The following is an 18,316-nucleotide window of genomic DNA, read 5'->3' as shown; positions in this document are numbered from 1 at the left end:
TCGCCCGCCAGCGCCCGAAACCATCATACCAATGGATCGCAGGCCGACAATGCACTAACAATCAATTTGGACCAGTCAGATGAGGCTGCTCAAGCCCGTTTCCCGCGCTTCTGGCCTACTGATTGAAGCAAAGCGGCTCCCAACTCTTCAATCTGAACCATACAAGCCAGCACAATAGACGTTGTGCGACCTTCCTTTGAGGTGGTTGAGAGAACAGGGAACAAACGGGCGGCTTCGCCTTGAGCCAGATAATCTGGCAGCTTTTCAGTCATCTATACGCCTACAACTTGAAATTGAATATCATGTCTCAAATAGACAGTCGACTCAGCTTTCCGTCAAGTTTTCAATAAAGTATTGTCCACAAAACGTTGAGGGATACTGCTTCTCGCGTCGTTGAGTGACTACAGTTGTCAAGGAGTAGCGTTTTTCAATGAAGTTCCATTCTGATTGGAAACTCACGCAATGGCAGTCAGTCGAAAGAGTTGCCAACAATGACTTAACGCGTGTCGTCGCGTTGGTGCCGATCATTGGGTATCTGATCCTGTTCAACGACCAAATTGCAGAAATAGCTTCATTTCGAATGATAGCTGGAGTTGAACCGGGTGTGGAAACACCGTTTTACCTAACTGGTATAGCCAAGATGAGGCTGGTCTTCTTTGGCAGTTTGCTTCTGCTGATTTCAAATTTAATTTTTAAGATCTTTCGTCCACAGGTTTTAGGGCTTGCCAAAGGTGACATTGAGTTTGCTGCCAGAGTTGGAGAACGTTACAGCGTCCACGAGCTTGCGGACATGGAAGCACATGTTTTTTCCGACCATTGGAAGCCCAGATTACCTTTGTTCTGGAAGGTGCATGACAAGTTCAGGAGTAGGAAACCGGTGGTTTCGGGCTACAGACCTGATGTTCGTTCTCATATGATTTCGCGACATGGCGACTATATCAGCTACTTGGCGCGAGAATGGTGGACAGGAGAGATGCACACATTTCGTTCGGCGCGCTTCGTGTCACTAAGTCTGGGCATCACCGGAATCCTACTATTGGCAATTCCAACGCCGGACATAACGCAGGCCGTGGTCGGAGACGTTTATTTGAAACTTTGGTGAGTTGCTTGGCAGCTGAACCTGATGTCACCTCAAGAACGAATGGCTGCTTTGGGGCCAAAGCGGCCTTCGTCAAGCTTCACGTGGCCCACGACCATGGCATGGGGCCAACCAATTTTTGCACTGTGCGAAACTAACGTTGAATTCGAAATTCAGTGGGTAGCTATTGCGCCCAAGGTTTTGGGCCAAAGATGCAAATCTTTAGGCAAAATGCAAAGCTTTGGGCGCACCTACAACATTATCAGAAATCCAGATTCTCAACACTCAAGGCGTTTTTCTGGATGAACTCCCGACGAGGTTCCACGACGTCACCCATCAACTTGGTGAACAGATCATCCGCCTCGACCATGTCATCCACGCGCACTTGCAGCAGAGTCCGCGCATCCGGATCCAGTGTCGTTTCCCACAGCTGGTCAGGGTTCATCTCACCCAGGCCTTTATAGCGCTGCAAGGACAAGCCCTTTTCACCCTCTTCCAGAATGGCGCGCAACAAGTCCAGCGGACCGTGGATCATCTGGCTGCGATCACGACGGTTCAAAGTGGCCGGAGAGTTGTAGATTTCTTGCAGGCTCTGCGTAAAGCTGCCGGTCTTGCGCGCCTCGCCCGAGCGCAGCATCGGGCCGTCCAGCGTGCGAACCTCTTCGACACCGCGCAGAATACGGGCCAGTCGGATGCCGTGATCCTGTGTTATCCGACCCTGCCAACCGCGTTCGTATTCCAAAGCGATCAGGTCCAGCCGCGCGGCGACTTTGTCAGCCACACCTTGCAGATCGGCGTCCACCGCACCCGGCACGAAAGCCCCAGCCACGGCGGCCTGTTCCAGAATATGACGTGGGTAATGCGTTGGAAACGCGTCCAGCACACGTTTCAGCTGACGCGCCTCGTCGACCACGCGGGTCAGGTCCTGGCCGATGATTTCCTCACCCGAGCCGAGTTTCAGAACCGCGCCTTCGACGCCCTGATTGATCAGATAGTCATCCAGAGCGGCCTGATCCTTCAGGTAAACCTCTGACTTTCCGCGGGAAACCTTATACAGTGGTGGTTGCGCGATATAGAGGTACCCGCCCTCGATCAGTTCCGGCATCTGCCGATAGAAGAAGGTCAGCAACAGGGTCCGGATATGCGCGCCGTCCACATCCGCATCGGTCATGATGACGATCTTGTGGTAGCGCAGCTTTTCGATGTTAAATTCATCGCGGCCAATGCCAGTGCCAAGCGCCATGACGAGGTTGCCAATTTCCTGAGACGACAGCATCCGGTCGAACCGGGCGCGTTCGACGTTCAGGATTTTCCCCCGCAAGGGCAGAACCGCCTGCGTCAGACGATCCCGGCCGGTCTGTGCCGATCCACCTGCCGAGTCACCCTCGACGAGGAAAACTTCGGTTTTCGACGGATCTTTCTCGGAACAATCCTTCAGCTTGCCCGCCAGATAGTTCACGTCCATCGCCGTCTTGCGCCGGGTCAGCTCGCGCGCCTTCCGCGCAGCTTCCCGGGCCAACGCAGCCTCGATGATCTTGCCGACGATATTCTTGGCCTCGTTGGGGTTTTCTTCGAACCACTCGGCCAGTTTTTCATTCATCAGACCTTCGACAGCCGGACGGACCTCGGAGGAAACCAGCTTGTCCTTGGTCTGGGACGAGAATTTCGGGTCGGGCACTTTCACCGACAATACGCAGGTCAAACCTTCGCGCGCATCGTCACCGGTGAAGCTGACCTTTTCCTTTTTCGCGATCCCGCTGGACTGCGCATAGTTGTTGATCGTCCGGGTCAAAGCCCCCCGGAACCCAGCCACGTGGGTCCCGCCGTCGCGCTGCGGGATGTTGTTGGTGAATGGCAGCACCGTTTCGTGGTAGCTGTCATTCCACCACATGGCGATCTCGACACCGATATCGTCGCGCTCGCCCTTGATATAGATCGGCTCGGGCATGGCCGGCGTTTTGGATCGGTCGAGGTATTTGACGAACTCCTTTACGCCGCCCTCGTAGAACAGCTCGGTCTCCAGCCGCTCGGCAGGGCGTTCGTCGATCAGGATGATCCGCACGCCCGAGTTCAGGAATGCCAGTTCGCGCAGCCGTTTTTCCAACGTCTCGAACGAGTATTCGAGATTCGAGAACGTGTCGGTCGACGCCAGAAACCGCACTTCGGTTCCCGTACGATCGCCGCATTCGCCGACTACCTTCAGATGCTCTGCCGTTTCACCGCCCTCAAATCGCGCCACGTGCTCTTTGCCCGCGCGCCAAATGCGCAGCTCCAGCCAATCCGACAGCGCGTTTACCACCGAAACACCCACGCCATGCAGGCCGCCCGACACCTTGTAAGAGTTGCTGTCGAACTTGCCGCCCGCGTGCAGCTGGGTCATGATGACCTCTGCCGCTGAAACGCCTTCTTCCGGGTGGATATCAACAGGAATTCCGCGGCCGTTGTCGCTGACCGAAACGCTGGAATCCGCGTGAATTTTCACGGTCACATGGTCGGCGTGACCCGCCAGCGCTTCGTCAATTCCGTTGTCGACAACCTCATACACCATGTGGTGCAGGCCCGATCCATCATCCGTGTCCCCGATATACATCCCGGGGCGTTTGCGAACGGCTTCTAAACCCTTGAGAACTTTGATGGAATCTGCGCCGTATTCTTGAGGAGCCTGTGCGTCTTCGGACATTCAGTCAGTACCTATATTATTTTGGTACCTTATACGTTTTCTGGTGGGGATTGTCACGCGATCCCCCAATATTTTGTGTGTACTCGGGTCGTTTTCTGCCCATCTGAATCCACCTCATAACCGGTCGATGTCAGAAGCGATATCCGCCGCGATTTCCAGCGCATCGACATCCTTGCGTTCGGCCGACAGCCGAAGCCCCAGAATGTCCGACTGATACCGGGCCGCCAGCCGATCCGGGTCATGTTCAGGCCGGATTTCACCGGCAGCCTGGGCGCTGCGAAACAGGTCGGCGAAACACGCCTTCATTTCCGCCATGTGAAGCGCGGCCTGATCCGCAAGCGCATGATCCTTCGCCTGCAACTCGGCATATGTCTTTGCCAACATGCAAGCCTTTGCCGGGTTCTCGACCGCTTCGATGACCAAACGAGGTTGCGTCTTGAGCGCTTCCTTCGGCCCCAGTCTTTCAGCAAGGGCTTTCAGGCGCGCCACGCCTTCTTGCGTGTAGCTTTCCAGCGTCAACGCATAGAGCGCATCCTTCGACCCGAAAGCCGCGTAGAAACTGCCGGGTTTCAGCTTCAATTCCCGCTCAAGGTCCTTCAGCGACGTACCAGCCCAACCCTGACGCCAAAAGATGTCACGGGCCTTCTCGATCAACGCGTCGCGATCATATGCGGGTTTACGGGGCATCGGCATCACCAATTCTTGAACATTCACTCAAATATATACTTGAGCGATCGCTCAAGAAACCCTAAATACCGCCCATCGCGCCAGAAACAGGAGTTCCAACATGGCCACTTTCCCGTCTCATGACCTCGAATCCGCACCCGAAGCATCCAAACCGCTGTTAGAAAAGTCCCAGGCCGCTTTTGGCCGTTTGCCGGGCCTGCACAAGGTGATGGCAGAAAGCCCACAGCACCTTGAAGGATATCAAGTTCTGCACAGCCTGTTCTTGCAGACCGATTTTGACAACGATGAGAAGACCGTCGTCTGGCAGACCATCAATGTGGAAAACGAATGCCATTACTGCGTGCCCGCGCACACCGGTATCGCAAAGATGATGAAGGTATCAGACGAGATATCTGAGGCTTTGCGCAATGAAACCCCACTGCCTTCGCCCAAGCTCGAAGCGCTGCGCACCTTCACCCTGCAAGTGATGGAAACCCGTGGCAACCCGACCGAGGAACAGCTTCAGGCGTTCTTCGACGCGGGCTATTCGCATCGTGCGGTTCTGGACGTGGTGCTGGGCCTGGCACAAAAAACCATGTCAAACTACGTCAACCACATGGCCAAAACACCGGTCGATGAAGTCATGCGCGGCTTCCTGTGGGAGCGCAAAGTCAACGAACCGGCCTAAGCCGCCACGACCGACCCCTCATCGCCTTCGGTCACGATCAGCGTCTGGGCCCGGTCACCCAACTCCTCAAACAGTTCAGGCCCGGTGCCCGTCATCCAGGCCTGAGCACCCAACGAACAAATCTCGTCATAAAGTGAAGCGCGCCGACCCGCGTCCAGATGAGCTGCCACCTCATCCAGCAATACGATCGGTGGCGCACCCACCATTGCGGCCAAAGCTCGGGCATTGGACAGAATCAATGAAACCAGCAGCGCCTTCTGCTCACCGGTCGAACAATCCTTGGCGGGAACACCCTTGGCAGCAAAGACGCCATACAAGTCTGACCGATGCGGCCCAACCAAAGTCCGACCCGCAGCCAGATCCCTGAACCGGCTTTCTATCAAAGCGTCGCGCAAATCCTCAGCCGTTTCCGGCATCGCGCCTTCGGTTTGCACCAATTTCAACTCGGCAGACGGAAAAGCCGTTTCCGCCTGGTCCTGCGCCACCCGCAGATGGCTCAACGCCGCCAATCGCGCTGCGTGGATACGATGCCCCATCTCGGCCAGCTGACCCTCAAGCGCAGCATACCAATGCGCGTCCCGAACCTGCTCTTTCAGCAAACGGTTCCGTTCGCGCATTGCTTTTTCGTACGTCAGCGAGGCCTCTGCATGAGACGGATCAAAACTGAGCGCAATGCGATCAAGAAACCGGCGCCGGCCTTCGGCCCCTTCAATCCACAGGCGGTCCATGGATGGAACCAGCCAGACCACCCGCGCAAGTTTACTCAGATCAATCTGGGTGGCGGGTTTTCCATCAATCCTCACCTGCCGTGCTGCACCACCCTCAGACCAGGTTTCGATTTCGAAATTCTGACCCTGCGATTGCAACAGTCCCGACAGTTTCCAGCCCAACGCCTCGGGCCGCCGCGTCATCTCGGCCGCGCTTGCCCGCCGCATTCCGCGACCGGGTGAAAACAAGGACACCGCTTCCAGAATATTGGTCTTGCCCGCCCCGTTCGGCCCGTGAATCGCCACCGGTCGCCCGTCCAGAGACAACCGCGCCAGCTTGTGAGACCGAAAATGCGAGACCGTAAGCTCGGTCAGGGCCAATCCCATGACCCCTCCCTTCATCTTTTCAAAAATACTCCCGCCGGAGGCATCGCGCGTCCGCGCGATCAGACGCGCATTGGCATGACGACGTAAACCGCGCTCTGGTCATTGCCTTCGCGCATCAGGGTCGGATCGCCAGCTGAATTGAACATGAACACCGCATTCTCTCGATCCACCTGAGACGCGATCTCCAGCAGATATTTTGCATTGAACCCGATCTCCAGACGCTCATCACCATAGGCGACGGCCAGTTCTTCCTCGGCCGCGCCACTGTCTGGTGCATTCACCGACAGGACCAGCTTGTCGCCATCCAGTTGCAGCTTCACCGCACGCGAACGCTCGGAAGACACCGTTGCCACGCGGTCCACAGCCTGCGCGAACTCGGCAGCATCCACTTCCAGCTTGCGCGTATTCCCTTGCGGGATAACGCGCGTGTAGTCGGGAAAAGTGCCATCGATGACCTTCGAGGTCAGCGTGATATCCGGCGTGGCGAAACGCACCTTGGTTTCGCTGACCGAAACCGCGATATCCATTTCATCATCGTCCAGCAGCTTGCGCAGTTCGCCTACGGTTTTCCGCGGGACGATAACGCCCGGCATGCCCTCTGCACCATCCGGCAAATCGGCATCGATCCGAGCAAGCCGGTGGCCGTCGGTGGCCACGCAGCGCAGCACCTTGCCGCCATCGGATCCGTCGGCCACATGCATGTAGACACCATTCAGATAATACCGTGTCTCTTCTGTTGAGATTGCGAATTTCGACTTGTCGAACAACCGACGCAGCAGGGCAGCCGAAGCCGTGAAATTTGATTGATACTCCGACGACGCCATGACCGGGAAATCCTCTTTCGGCAGCGTCGCCAACGAGAAATTTGACCGACCGGCCTCAACCGTCAGACGCCCTGCCGCGCTGTCGGCGGTCAGCGTGACCAACGCTCCGTCGGGCAGTTTTCGCACGATCTCGTGCAAGGTGGTCGCGGCCACGGTGGTGGAACCGGCTTTCTCGACCTGCGCCAGGGCTTTGTCGACTACTTCGATATCCAGATCGGTCGCGCGAAACAGCGCCTGATCGCCTTCCGCCTCGATCAGGACATTGGCAAGTATGGGAATGGTATTGCGGCGTTCCACTACGGATTGGGCCTGCGAAACGGCCTTGAGAAGGGTGCCGCGTTCGATGCTGATCTTCATACCCTCAATTCCTCTGACTTGCGTACCGACATGGGCGGGACTGGCACGTTAGCGGTTCCACCCTGAGGCACAAGGATTTTTTACGGATTTCTGGGTTGGATTGCGTCCAGCGTCAAGGGCAGCGTGCCTGACAGGCACCAGTTCTGATCCAACCGCGGACTAATGCGCACAAGAAACGCCCCGGGCCCGGGGGACCGGGGCGGTTTCCTGCATTAGAGGCGCGGATCAGGCTTCAAGCGACCGGCGCAGCATTTCCACATCTTCAGCGATCTGACCGTCGGTCAGCTTCAACTCTTCAATTCGCTTGACGCCATGCATGACCGTCGTGTGATCGCGCCCGCCAAAACGGCGGCCGATCTCGGGCAGCGACCGGCTGGTCAACTGCTTGCACAGATACATCGCCACCTGACGCGGACGCGCGTAAGAGCGCAGGCGCTTCGGGCCGATGATGTCAGAAAGCCGGATGTTGTAGTACTCGGACACCTTCCGCTGGATCTCTTCAACGGTGATCTTGCGTTCCGAGGCGCGCAGCACATCCGCCAGACAATCCTGCGTCAGTTCCATGTCGATCTCGCGACCAACCAGCGAGGCAAAGGCGAACAGACGGGTCAGGGCACCTTCCAGCACCCGAACATTCGTCGAGATGCGATGCGCCAGAAATTCCAGAACGCCATCAGCAATCGCCAGGTCCGGATAGGATGAGCTGTATTGCTGCACCTTGTTCTGCAAAATGCCCAGACGCAGTTCATAATCGGTCGGGTGCAGGTCAACCACCAGACCACATTGCAGGCGGGATTTCACCCGATCTTCCAGATCCTTGATCTCACCCGGGGCGCGATCGGCCGAGATGATGATCTGCTTGTTCTGATCCACCAGCGCGTTGAACGTGTGGAAAAACTCTTCCTGAGTGGAATCCTTGCCGGCGATGAACTGCACGTCATCAACCATCAAAACGTCAACCGAACGGAACAGGTGTTTGAAATCCATCATCCGACGCTCGCGCAGGGCCTGCACGAACCGGTACATGAACTGTTCCGCCGACAGGTACAGAACATTGAGTTCCGGATGTTTGGTTTTCAGCTCCCATGCGATGGCATGCATCAAGTGGGTCTTACCCAGCCCTACACCGCCGTACAGAACCAGCGGATTGAAGGTCACCGGCCCGCCCTCGGATACCCGACGCGCAGCCGCATGGGCCAGTTCATTGGGCTTGCCGACGACAAAACTGTCAAAGGTAAAGCGGGAATCCAACGGGGCGGCCTGAAGCGATTCCAATGTATCCTGCGCCGGGTCCTCGCTCGGCGCGGCGACAGGTTCAGGCTTTGCCACCGGCGGCGTATCGACAGCTGGCTTGGGTCGGGCAGGCGAGTTTGCAGCGACGCGGAAATCCAGACGCTGCACAGTTTCACCTGCGGTGTTCAGCTCGTATAAAATGAGGTCCGCAAAATTCTGGCTGACGTAATTGCCCATGAAATTGGTCGGCACCGAGAAAACCGCCACGCCGTCCTGAAGCTCCTTGAATTCCAAAGGCTCGATCCAGGTCGTATAATTGTTCCGACCGATGGCCTTCAGCAACTTGTTACGCAGTAGTCCCCATTTCTCTTGTGTCATTAAGCGCCTCACGCATCCCATTCTTATTGGCCTGTCAGCCTTATTCATACGAAGCCGGTTTCCCGGTGTTGCATTCACACGCAATAGGTATCCAGTCACCAAACCAGTCGGCTTGGCGGGACCATCCCGAAGAGCTCGGCAACCCCAGTTCTGACGCTCAGCAATAACGGAACGTCCCGAAAATCGGGTTGCACGTCGCAATCTCAATTTTTAGACAGGGCCAAGATCACCGGGTTTATTCCGGCTTCCATGGCAGATCGGCAGCCTGGCTCAAGCCAGTCGTCGACAATTGTCCCCTGATCGCTCTGATGCCCGTCAGTTCGATCGGGAAAACAGCCTGTCCCCCCAAGCGAGTGAATCGCTGACATCAGTCGTAGCAATTCCGAGAGGGGCGCGGCAACGAAACTCTGATATTGACTCGGGTCTTTGGGCGAAAGAATCTCTCGGTTTTGTGAAGGCGCGGTTTTCTGGCAACACGAAAAAAGGCGCCGTGATGTGCGGCGCCTTTTCAGAATGGTTCAGCCTTTCTGACGTGACCTAGGGTCACCCCAAAGCTTAGCCCAGTGCTTTGACGCGCGAGGACAGGCGCGACATTTTACGGGCAGCAGTGTTCTTGTGAAAAACACCCTTGGTGACGCCACGCATCAGCTCGGGCTGAGCCGCACGCAGAGCAGCAGTCGCCGCGTCCTTGTCGCCGGATGCGATCGCTTCTTCGACTTTACGCAGATAGGTGCGGATGCGCGAACGACGCGCTTTGTTGATTGCAAAACGCTTTTCGTTCTGACGAGCGCGCTTTTTTGCCTGAGGCGAGTTTGCCATGTGAATCTGACCTTCGTTCGGTACGTTAATCTTGGGTTGCGCGCCACGGACATATCCGCACCGGATCAGAAATCACGAGTGTGAGTCGGGCCAAGCGGGCCGCACGCGCATGTATAACTGGGGTCTTTAGCCAAGTTCAAAGAGATTGCCAAGGTGATTCTTGGAACCATGGCCAAGAATATGGGGCGGGCTTAAAACACCCGCCTCAGAGGTTCCGCGCTTTACTTGTCGCGGAATTGCGCTGTGCGCTTTTCCAGGAACGCGGCCATGCCTTCCTTCTGATCTTCGGTCGCGAACATCGAGTGGAAGACACGACGCTCGAACAACATGCCTTCACTCAGCGGAAGCTCGTAGCTGCGGTTCACCGCTTCTTTCGCGGCCATTGCGGTCAGCTGCGATTTCTCGGCAATCTTCTGCGCTGCGCTCACGGCTTCTTCGATCAGCTTCTTTGCCGGCACCACCCGGCTGACAAGACCCGCACGCTCGGCTTCGTCGGCATCCATGAAACGCCCGGTCAGGTTCATGTCCATCGATTTGGATTTACCCACGAACCGCGTCAGACGCTGACTTCCCCCCAGACCGGCAATGACGCCAAGATTGATCTCGGGCTGGCCGAATTTCGCGGTGTCCGCCGCGATGATGAAATCGCACAGCATGGCAAGTTCACATCCACCGCCCAGCGCGTAACCTGCAACGGCCGCAATGATCGGCTTGCGAATTGCGGTCACACGATCATTCGCATCGGCAAAAAGGTTGATGTTGTAGACGTCGACAAAACTCATCTCGGACATTTCCTTGATGTCCGCGCCGGCGGCGAAGGCCTTGTCTGATCCGGTTATCACGATGCAGCGCACCTTGTCGTTGCTGTCCGCATCTTCCAGCGCGGTGCAGAGCTCACCCAGCAACTGGGTGTTCAACGCGTTCAGCGCATCCGGTCGGTTGAGTTTGATAAGTGCGACGTGGTCTTCGATTTCGACGATGATCGTCTCAAAAGCCATGAGGAGAAAGCTTCCGGTTGTTCCGTTCAGGTACGATTCCTTACCACGCGAAAAACTTGGATCAAGCTATCTTTGGCATTGCGCACAATAGAAGGATGAGCGACCGGACTGGGTGATTCTCTTGATCGGCGCTCCGCACCCTTCGGTCCGGCAGGCCTCGCCCTCGCGGCCGTAGACATCAAACTTGTGCTGAAAATATCCAAGTTCTCCATCGGCTTGGCGGAAATCCCGCAGCGAAGACCCACCGGCTTCGATGGCGTCCTGCAACACCTGCCGGATGATCGGAACAAGCGCCGCCACGCGGGGTTCGGAAATCTGTCCGGCTTTGCGACGTGGCGACACTCGGCCGCGATAAAGAGCTTCGCAAACATAGATATTGCCCAGACCGGCAACGATTCCCTGATCCAGCAGGGCGGATTTGACAGGGGTGTTCTTGCCTTTGAACGCCTTGATCAGGTGTTGGTCGTGAAAATCGTTGCCCAAGGGTTCAGGCCCCAGAACCGACAGCAGCTTGTGATCTTCGGCGTTGGCCGTTTGCAACAGGTCCATCGCGCCAAACCGGCGAGGGTCGTTGAAGGTGATGCGTGCGCCATTGGCCATATGAAAGACCACATGGTCATGTTTCTGCACGGCGGAATGGTCATGGACGAACTGTCCCAACGGGTCGCCCGACACCGTCATCCGCCCCGACATACCCAGGTGGATCAACAACGTCTCGCCGCTGCTGAGATCCGCCAGGATGTATTTCGACCGCCGCCGCAGCCGCTCTACCCGCTGCCCGGTCAACCGTTCGGCCATACGTTCGGGGAACGGCCAGCGCAGATCGGGGCGATTCACATCAGCCCGTTCGATCACGACCCCCTCCATGGCAGGGCTCAGGCCGCGTCTTACTGTCTCGACCTCAGGTAATTCGGGCATTACAGGGCTCCTAATTCAAAGGGCCGCATTGTGCCCGCCTCTCTTGGCCCTATAACAGAGGCGAAATTCGACAAACGGCAAGGCAAATGTCCGACAACAGCGACAAGACCACTCATTTCGGTTTCGAAACCGTCCCCGAGGCCGAAAAGGCCGGGCGTGTGCAGGGCGTATTCAACTCGGTTGCCTCGAAATATGACGTGATGAACGATGTCATGTCGATGGGCATCCACCGGGTCTGGAAGGACGCGATGATGGACTGGCTGGCGCCGCGCCCCGGCCAGCGGCTGTTGGACGTGGCTGGCGGAACGGGCGACATCTCGTTCAGGTTCCTCAAGCGCGCGGGCCACGGCCACGCCACGGTGCTGGACCTGACCGAGCCGATGCTGATCGAAGGGCGGCAACGCGCCGAGGCAGATCAGATGTCGGACAGCCTGAACTGGGTCGTGGGCGACGCCATGGCCCTGCCTTTCGAAGACAATACATTCGATGTTTACACGATCTCGTTCGGCATTCGGAACGTCACCCGCCCGCAAGAAGCTTTGAACGAGGCTTACCGTGTGCTGAAACCCGGCGGCCGCTTGATGGTTTTGGAATTCAGCCAACTGCCCAATGACGGGCTTCAGAAACTCTATGACCTCTACAGCTTCAACGTCATCCCGCGCATGGGGAAACTGATCGCCAATGACTATGACAGCTATCAATACCTGGTCGAATCGATCCGAAAATTCCCCGATCAGGAGACGTTCCTGAACATGGTTCGCGCCGCAGGTTTCGAAAACGCCAAATACCGGAACCTGAGCATGGGTATCGCCGCGCTGCATTCCGGCTGGAAGATCTGACACATGCGTGGTCCCCATAACATCATCCGCTTGATCCGCACAGGCGCCACGCTCGAGCGCACAGGCGCCATGAACGTGGTACTGGATGCGTTCGAAGCCCCGCGCGCCGTACGCATCCTGGCCCACGCATTGGGCAAACCCTTTCAATGGCTTGGCTACAAAGGCGACCCCGGTATGCCACCGGCCACGCGCGCCCTGACGGCGCTTGGCCCCGCCTATATCAAATTCGGGCAAGTGCTTTCGACCCGCCCTGACGTCGTCGGAAATGAACTGGCCGAGCAACTGCGCGTTCTGCAAGACAAACTGCCCCCTTTCTCCAAAGCCGACGCGATGGCCGAAGTCGAGAAAGAACTGGGTCAGCCGATCTCGGACATGTTCAGCGAATTCAGCGAACCGATTGCCGCAGCCTCGATTGCGCAGGTTCACAAGGCCAAGCTGACCAGCACGGGCGAGGATGTCGCGGTGAAAGTTCTGCGTCCGGGGATCGAACGCGCGTTCCGCAAAGATGTCGATGCGTTCTATTTCGCCGCCCGGATCGTCCAGCTCTTCGCCCCCGGCGCGCGCCGTCTGCGACCGGTGGAGGTGATCGAGCATTTCGACGGTGTCGTACGCGGCGAACTGGATCTGCGTCTGGAAAGCGCGGCGGCCTCAGAATATGCCGCTAACACAAAGGACGACACCGGCTTCTGGCTGCCGCCCGTTGTGTGGTCACTGTCCGCGCGGCGCGTCATGACGCTCAGCTGGGCGGACGGGATCGCGCTGGGTGACAATGATGCTCTGGATGCCGCAGGTCACAACCGCAATGATCTGGCCGAACGTGTCCTGCGCCTGTTCCTTCTGCATGCCCTGCGCGACGGCTTTTTCCACGCCGACATGCATCAGGGCAACCTGAAGGTCGCCGCGAACGGAGACATCATAGCCTATGACTACGGCATCATGGGGCATATCGATGAATACACGCGCCGGGTCTATGCCGAAATCCTGTTTGGTTTCATCCGACGCGACTACAAACGCGTGGCCGAGGTGCATTTCGAAGCCGGCTATGTTCCCGCCAACCAGGACGTGGACGAGTTCGCACGCGCTCTGCGTGCCGTGGGCGAGCCGATCTTCGGCATGGACGCCACGCATATTTCCATGGGGCGGTTGCTGAGCTATCTGTTCGAAGTGACCGAACGGTTCGGGATGGAAACCCGAACCGAGCTGATCCTGCTGCAACGCACCATGGTTGTCGTCGAAGGCGTCGCGCGCTCACTCGACCCTCATATGAACATCTGGGAAGTCGCCCGACCCGTGGTCGAAGACTACATCAAACAGTCCATCGGCCCCCGGGCGGCCCTGCGTGATTTTGGGAAAACCGCAATGGTGCTGGCCCGCTTCGGCCCGCGTCTTCCGGCACTGGTCGAAAACGCACTGATCGCGCAGACCCAGAAGGACGAACCGCAGACGCCCACTCTTTGGTCCTTTGCTCTGCCCGCCACGATCGGCGCCGCAGCAGGTGCGGCGCTGGTCTTGCTGATCAACGCGCTCAGCTGAACCAACCCGCCTGCTTCATCTGGCCACAAATATCCTCGGGGGGAATCGCGCCCTGGCGCGATGGGGGGCAGACAGCCCCCCCGCACCCCTTCCGGGTCAGAGCCGCTCGATGGCGATGGCAATCCCCTGACCGCCCCCAATGCACATGGTGATCAACCCTTTGGATCCGCCGGTACGTTCCAGCTCGTACAGTGCTTTCAGCGTAATGATCGCACCCGTGGCCCCCACCGGATGCCCCAACGCAATCGCACCGCCGTTGGGGTTCACCTTGTTTGCTTCCAATCCAAGCTCCTGATTCACGGCCAGAGCCTGCGCGGCGAAGGCTTCATTGCTTTCGATCACGTCGAAATCTTCCGCTGACAGGCCCGTCTTCTTCAACAGGTTTTGCACTGCCGGAACTGGACCGATGCCCATGACTTCCGGCCGCACGCCTGCATGCGCATAACCAATCACACGCGCCTTCGGTTTCAAACCGGCCCTTTCGGCCGCATCCGCTGTCGCCAGCACCATCGCCGCCGCGCCGTCATTGATGCCCGAGGCATTGCCGGCCGTCACACGCCCATCCTTCTTGAACACCGGGCGCAGCCCCGCCAGCGCTTCAGCGGTCGTCGCCTTTGGATGCTCGTCGACTCTGAAATCGACCATGTCCCGCTTGATCTTGACCTGTACCGGAGTGATCTGGCTTTCAAAGTACCCAGCCTCGATCGCCGCTGCCGCACGTGTCTGGCTGTCCAATGCGAACGCATCCATCTGTTCACGGCTGATCTGATGCTCATCCGCCACGTTTTCGGCCGTCACCCCCATATGTCCTGTGCCGAAGGGGCAGTTCAGCGCACCCAGCATCATGTCCAGAGAGGTGACGTCGCCCATCTTTGCACCCCAGCGCGCCTGCGGAACGATATAGGGGCTGCGTGACATGCTTTCTGCTCCGCCTGCTACGGCAAAGTCAGCATCGCCCAGCATCAGGGACTGAACGGCTGACACGATCGCCTGCGCGCCCGATCCGCACAGGCGGTTCACGTTCATGGCCGGCGTACCATTGAGGATGCCCGCCTGCATGGCGGCGACGCGCGACAGATACATGTCACGCGGTTCAGTGTTGATCACATGACCGAACACAACATGCCCGATCTGCGCCCCCTCAACCCCCGATCGCTCAAGCGCCGCTTCGGTCGCGACAGTGGCCAGATCAATCGGCGCGGTTGAAGCCAGCGCACCACCAAAGGTGCCAATTGCGGTGCGGGCACCGTCGAGAATAACGATATCGCTCATGAGCTACTCCTCCTGAATTTCGCTGCATTATGCATGCGCAGAATGGCACTGTCGCCCCAAACGTCCCGTCACGGCGGGAATTGACATTGCGTTGCACACCCCCCATGGATTCCGTCATGACGGAAGACACAGACGATATCCTGAACCTCCTGCCCGCTCGCCTGAAAGAGGCACGCCGGGCCAAAGGCCTGTCCCTGGAAGCGGTCGCCAATCTCAGCGGTGTGTCCCGGTCCATGGTCAGTCAGATCGAACGCGGCGAAAGCAGCCCGACGATCTCGACCTTGTGGAACCTGACACGCGCCTTGCAGGTGGATTTCGCCGGTCTCTTGGAGGGCACAAAGGCCACGGACCAGATCGAGGTACTCAGAAACTCCGAAGTGCCCAGCATCGACAATATGGGGCAGAACTGCCGAATTCGCATCCTGTCACCACCGGAAGAGGCCGGGGGTCATGAAGTCTATGATATCGAATTTGACGAGGAAGGGGCCCTGAACAGCCAACCCCACGCCCGCGGTGCCCGTGAACAGCTCACCGTGCTGGAAGGCGCGGTCAAAGTCACTTCAGGCAATGCGGTGTCCGAGTTGAACCAGGGGGACACGGCCCGATACGCCGCCGACATTGCGCATTCCATCTGTGCCCAAGGGCCAGCCCGAGTATTTCTGATCGTAAAAAACGCCTGACATCCGCGAAATTCCGCCTTCACGGATATTTTTCCTTCATATTGAATTTCCCCTATTTGGGAATTTCATCCGCTATGTTAGATGTGCGACTCAGTTGAACGGAGGTCGCCATGTCAGATGCATTCCTGTCCCATATCACGGACACACTTGCGCAGATCGAATCTGAGGGTCTTTTCAAACGCGAACGAATGATCACCTCGCCTCAGGGCGGTGAGATCACTGTGGGCGGCAAGCAGGTGATCAACCTCTGTGCCAACAACTATCTGGGTCTGGCAGATCACCCGGCGCTGATCGAGGCCGCGTCACAAGCGATGGGACCCAAAGGATTCGGCATGGCGTCGGTTCGGTTCATCTGTGGCACGCAAGACATTCACCGCGAACTGGAACAACGTCTTGCCAATTTCCTGAACAAGGACGACTCCATCCTTTTTGCCGCCTGTTTCGACGCCAATGGCGGGTTGTTTGAACCTCTGCTGGGACCGGAAGACGCCATCATTTCAGACAGCCTGAACCACGCCTCGATCATCGACGGCGTGCGGCTGTGCAAGGCCAAGCGCTATCGCTACATGAACAATGACATGAACGACCTCGAAGCCTGGCTGAAACAGGCGCGCGAGGACGGGGCACGGCATATCATGATCGCCACCGATGGCGTGTTCTCGATGGACGGCTATCTGGCCAACCTGCCGAAAATCAGGGAACTGGCCGATAAATACGATGCGGTTGTCATGGTGGACGATTGCCATGCGACCGGCTTCATGGGGCCGAACGGGGCTGGCACACCCGATCATTTCGGCGTCGATGTGGATATTCTGACGGGAACCTTGGGCAAGGCACTCGGGGGGGCAATCGGCGGCTATATCGCCGGGCCGCAGCCAGTGATCGACCTGCTGCGGCAGCGGGCGCGGCCCTATCTGTTCTCAAACTCGCTGCCGCCCTCCATCGTCGCTGCCGGATTGGAGGCGATCCGTCTGGTCGAAGAAGGCGACATGCTGCGCGCGCAACTGTTCGGAAACGCCAAGTACTGGCGCGCTGGCTTGGAAAAGCTTGGTTTTGACCTGCTGCCCGGGGAACACCCGATCATCCCGGTAATGCTGGGTGAGGCGACGCTGGCACAAGACATGGCCTCACGACTGTTCGACGAAGGCGTCTATGTTTCGGGCTTCTTCTTCCCGGTCGTCCCACGCGGGCAAGCGCGGATCAGAACGCAGATGAACGCGGCTCTGACCAGGGATGAACTGGACCGCGCCCTGTCCGCATTTGGCAAGGTCGGCAAAGAACTGGGGGTCATCGAATGATCCTTCCATCGGTCATTGATGTGATCGACGACACCCCCATGGTTGAACTGTCGCGCGTGTGTGCCCAGCAGAAGCTGAACGGGCGTATCATCGCCAAGCTCGACTACTTGCTGCCGGGATTTTCGAAAAAGGACCGCGCGGCAAAGTCCATCATCGAAACGGCGCGCGCAGACGGTTCTCTGTCACCTGGGCAAACGGTGGTCGAGTTGACCTCGGGCAATATGGGAACCGGGCTGGCTATCGTTTGCGGTATTCTGGGCCATCCTTTCGTGGCAGTCATGAGCGCCGGGAACTCGGTCGAACGTGCACGTATGATGCGGGCCCTGGGGGCCGAAGTTGTCATCGTGCCCCAGGCCCCGGGCAGCAAACCCGGCGAAGTCTCTGGGGCCGATCTTGAACTGGTCGATGTCGAGGCGAAACGCCTCACAGCCGAACGTAACGCATTTCGTGCCGATCAATTTGGTCATTCGGGAAATCCCAAGGCCCACGAAACCGGGACCGGGCCCGAGATCTGGGCGCAATCCGAAGGCACCGTTACGGCATTCTGCGACTTTGCAGGATCCGGTGGAACACTGGCTGGCGCGGCAGAGTATCTGAACCGACACGGCGTACGGTGTTATGCCATAGAACCCGAAGGCGCACGCGCATTGGCCGGTGAACCGGTTTCGATCCCGGATCACCCCATTCAGGGCGGTGGTTACGCCATGGGTGATCTGGTGCATCTGAAGGGCACCCAATTGGCTGGACACCTTTCTGTTTCGGGAAAGGCCGCGCGGGATTGTGCCCGGCTTCTGGCCCGCACCGAGGGGATATTCGCGGGTTATTCGGCAGGCGCGAACCTTGCCGCGGCAATTGAACTGCTTCGCGGTCCCGAGGAAGGCGGATGCGTCGCAATCATCATGTGTGACAGCGGCCTGAAATACCTGTCGACCGATTTGTGGGAGTAAGTCCATGCGACCCA

The 18,316-nt window shown here is 58.0% G+C and carries 16 protein-coding genes; 7 read left to right on the top strand and 9 right to left on the bottom strand.

Translation table 11 applies throughout. The features are described 5' to 3' along the window. Nucleotides 1-430: 430 nt before the first annotated feature. Entirely contained in the window at nt 431-1,102 is a 672-nt protein-coding gene (locus GOW09_RS19605; RefSeq protein ID WP_171120213.1) for a hypothetical protein, read from the top strand. A 238-nt stretch (nt 1,103-1,340) separates the two neighbouring features. Here the strand turns inward: GOW09_RS19605 and gyrB are convergent, their stop codons facing one another. Continuing rightward, a complete protein-coding gene (gene gyrB / locus GOW09_RS19600) occupies nt 1,341-3,758 on the bottom strand; it encodes a DNA topoisomerase (ATP-hydrolyzing) subunit B (RefSeq protein WP_152456615.1) in 2,418 nt (805 codons plus the stop codon). Nucleotides 3,759-3,872: 114 nt separating this feature from the next. Further along, the gene (locus GOW09_RS19595; protein WP_171120211.1) at nt 3,873-4,445 is read right to left on the bottom strand and encodes a TetR/AcrR family transcriptional regulator; all 573 of its coding nucleotides are present in this window, start codon (nt 4,443-4,445) and stop codon (nt 3,873-3,875) included. A gap of 100 nt (nt 4,446-4,545) precedes the next feature. Between GOW09_RS19595 and GOW09_RS19590 the strand changes: the two genes are divergently transcribed. Further along, nucleotides 4,546-5,112, top strand: a complete 567-nt coding sequence (locus tag GOW09_RS19590) for a carboxymuconolactone decarboxylase family protein (RefSeq protein WP_171120209.1) — start codon at nt 4,546-4,548, stop codon at nt 5,110-5,112. On the opposite strand, the gene recF is transcribed toward GOW09_RS19590, so the two are convergent. The 6 genes from recF to mutM form a co-directional block, all read right to left on the bottom strand. Further along, nucleotides 5,109-6,206: a DNA replication/repair protein RecF gene (gene recF / locus GOW09_RS19585; RefSeq protein ID WP_171120207.1), complete on the bottom strand. Its 1,098-nt coding sequence runs from the start codon at nt 6,204-6,206 to the stop codon at nt 5,109-5,111. The two genes, GOW09_RS19590 and recF, sit on opposite strands and share 4 nt — an antisense overlap. Nucleotides 6,207-6,265: 59 nt before the next feature. Beyond that, the gene (gene dnaN / locus GOW09_RS19580) at nt 6,266-7,387 is read right to left on the bottom strand and encodes a DNA polymerase III subunit beta (RefSeq protein ID WP_171120205.1); all 1,122 of its coding nucleotides are present in this window, start codon (nt 7,385-7,387) and stop codon (nt 6,266-6,268) included. 225 nt (nt 7,388-7,612) lie between these two features. Next, entirely contained in the window at nt 7,613-8,998 is a 1,386-nt protein-coding gene (gene dnaA, locus GOW09_RS19575; protein ID WP_170345655.1) for a chromosomal replication initiator protein DnaA, read from the bottom strand. 555 nt (nt 8,999-9,553) lie between these two features. Beyond that, complete coding sequence (gene rpsT, locus GOW09_RS19570) at nt 9,554-9,817, bottom strand: 30S ribosomal protein S20 (protein WP_152459792.1); 264 nt, start codon at nt 9,815-9,817, stop codon at nt 9,554-9,556. A 221-nt stretch (nt 9,818-10,038) separates the two neighbouring features. Further along, nucleotides 10,039-10,815: an enoyl-CoA hydratase gene (locus tag GOW09_RS19565; protein ID WP_117870917.1), complete on the bottom strand. Its 777-nt coding sequence runs from the start codon at nt 10,813-10,815 to the stop codon at nt 10,039-10,041. Between the two features lie 66 nt (nt 10,816-10,881). Further along, nucleotides 10,882-11,733 (bottom strand): bifunctional DNA-formamidopyrimidine glycosylase/DNA-(apurinic or apyrimidinic site) lyase, encoded by an 852-nt coding sequence (mutM, locus tag GOW09_RS19560; RefSeq protein WP_171120203.1) that lies wholly within the window; start codon nt 11,731-11,733, stop codon nt 10,882-10,884. A gap of 86 nt (nt 11,734-11,819) precedes the next feature. Between mutM and ubiE the strand changes: the two genes are divergently transcribed. Both ubiE and ubiB read left to right on the top strand, forming a co-directional pair. Next, entirely contained in the window at nt 11,820-12,572 is a 753-nt protein-coding gene (gene ubiE, locus GOW09_RS19555; protein WP_171120200.1) for a bifunctional demethylmenaquinone methyltransferase/2-methoxy-6-polyprenyl-1,4-benzoquinol methylase UbiE, read from the top strand. Between the two features lie 3 nt (nt 12,573-12,575). Beyond that, nucleotides 12,576-14,105 (top strand): 2-polyprenylphenol 6-hydroxylase, encoded by a 1,530-nt coding sequence (ubiB, locus tag GOW09_RS19550; protein ID WP_171120198.1) that lies wholly within the window; start codon nt 12,576-12,578, stop codon nt 14,103-14,105. Nucleotides 14,106-14,201: 96 nt separating this feature from the next. On the opposite strand, the gene GOW09_RS19545 is transcribed toward ubiB, so the two are convergent. Then, nucleotides 14,202-15,377, bottom strand: coding sequence for an acetyl-CoA C-acyltransferase family protein (locus GOW09_RS19545; RefSeq protein WP_171120195.1), 1,176 nt, complete (start codon nt 15,375-15,377; stop codon nt 14,202-14,204). Nucleotides 15,378-15,493: 116 nt separating this feature from the next. Here GOW09_RS19545 and GOW09_RS19540 point away from each other — a divergent pair, with 116 nt between their 5' ends. From GOW09_RS19540 to GOW09_RS19530, 3 genes are all read left to right on the top strand, one after another. Then, nucleotides 15,494-16,057, top strand: coding sequence for a helix-turn-helix domain-containing protein (locus tag GOW09_RS19540; RefSeq protein WP_171120193.1), 564 nt, complete (start codon nt 15,494-15,496; stop codon nt 16,055-16,057). Nucleotides 16,058-16,167: 110 nt separating this feature from the next. After that, a complete protein-coding gene (locus tag GOW09_RS19535; RefSeq protein ID WP_171120191.1) occupies nt 16,168-17,355 on the top strand; it encodes a glycine C-acetyltransferase in 1,188 nt (395 codons plus the stop codon). Continuing rightward, entirely contained in the window at nt 17,352-18,302 is a 951-nt protein-coding gene (locus tag GOW09_RS19530; protein WP_171120189.1) for a PLP-dependent cysteine synthase family protein, read from the top strand. Before GOW09_RS19535 ends, GOW09_RS19530 begins: the two co-directional genes overlap by 4 nt. Nucleotides 18,303-18,316 lie beyond the last annotated feature (14 nt).

This window comes from Ruegeria sp. HKCCA5463, from assembly GCF_013034175.1.
In the GTDB taxonomy this organism is placed as follows: domain Bacteria; phylum Pseudomonadota; class Alphaproteobacteria; order Rhodobacterales; family Rhodobacteraceae; genus Ruegeria.
Note: the sequence above shows the minus strand (reverse complement) of the source record. Positions and strands in the feature narration are given on the sequence as shown.

Coding starts and splice junctions, on each gene's coding strand:
- GOW09_RS19605 (WP_171120213.1), top strand. CDS start 431: ATGAAGTTCCATTCTGATTGGAAACTCACGCAATGGCAGTCAGTCGAA.
- gyrB (WP_152456615.1), bottom strand. CDS start 3,758: ATGTCCGAAGACGCACAGGCTCCTCAAGAATACGGCGCAGATTCCATC.
- GOW09_RS19595 (WP_171120211.1), bottom strand. CDS start 4,445: ATGCCCCGTAAACCCGCATATGATCGCGACGCGTTGATCGAGAAGGCC.
- GOW09_RS19590 (WP_171120209.1), top strand. CDS start 4,546: ATGGCCACTTTCCCGTCTCATGACCTCGAATCCGCACCCGAAGCATCC.
- recF (WP_171120207.1), bottom strand. CDS start 6,206: ATGGGATTGGCCCTGACCGAGCTTACGGTCTCGCATTTTCGGTCTCAC.
- dnaN (WP_171120205.1), bottom strand. CDS start 7,387: ATGAAGATCAGCATCGAACGCGGCACCCTTCTCAAGGCCGTTTCGCAG.
- dnaA (WP_170345655.1), bottom strand. CDS start 8,998: ATGACACAAGAGAAATGGGGACTACTGCGTAACAAGTTGCTGAAGGCC.
- rpsT (WP_152459792.1), bottom strand. CDS start 9,817: ATGGCAAACTCGCCTCAGGCAAAAAAGCGCGCTCGTCAGAACGAAAAG.
- GOW09_RS19565 (WP_117870917.1), bottom strand. CDS start 10,815: ATGGCTTTTGAGACGATCATCGTCGAAATCGAAGACCACGTCGCACTT.
- mutM (WP_171120203.1), bottom strand. CDS start 11,733: ATGCCCGAATTACCTGAGGTCGAGACAGTAAGACGCGGCCTGAGCCCT.
- ubiE (WP_171120200.1), top strand. CDS start 11,820: ATGTCCGACAACAGCGACAAGACCACTCATTTCGGTTTCGAAACCGTC.
- ubiB (WP_171120198.1), top strand. CDS start 12,576: ATGCGTGGTCCCCATAACATCATCCGCTTGATCCGCACAGGCGCCACG.
- GOW09_RS19545 (WP_171120195.1), bottom strand. CDS start 15,377: ATGAGCGATATCGTTATTCTCGACGGTGCCCGCACCGCAATTGGCACC.
- GOW09_RS19540 (WP_171120193.1), top strand. CDS start 15,494: ATGACGGAAGACACAGACGATATCCTGAACCTCCTGCCCGCTCGCCTG.
- GOW09_RS19535 (WP_171120191.1), top strand. CDS start 16,168: ATGTCAGATGCATTCCTGTCCCATATCACGGACACACTTGCGCAGATC.
- GOW09_RS19530 (WP_171120189.1), top strand. CDS start 17,352: ATGATCCTTCCATCGGTCATTGATGTGATCGACGACACCCCCATGGTT.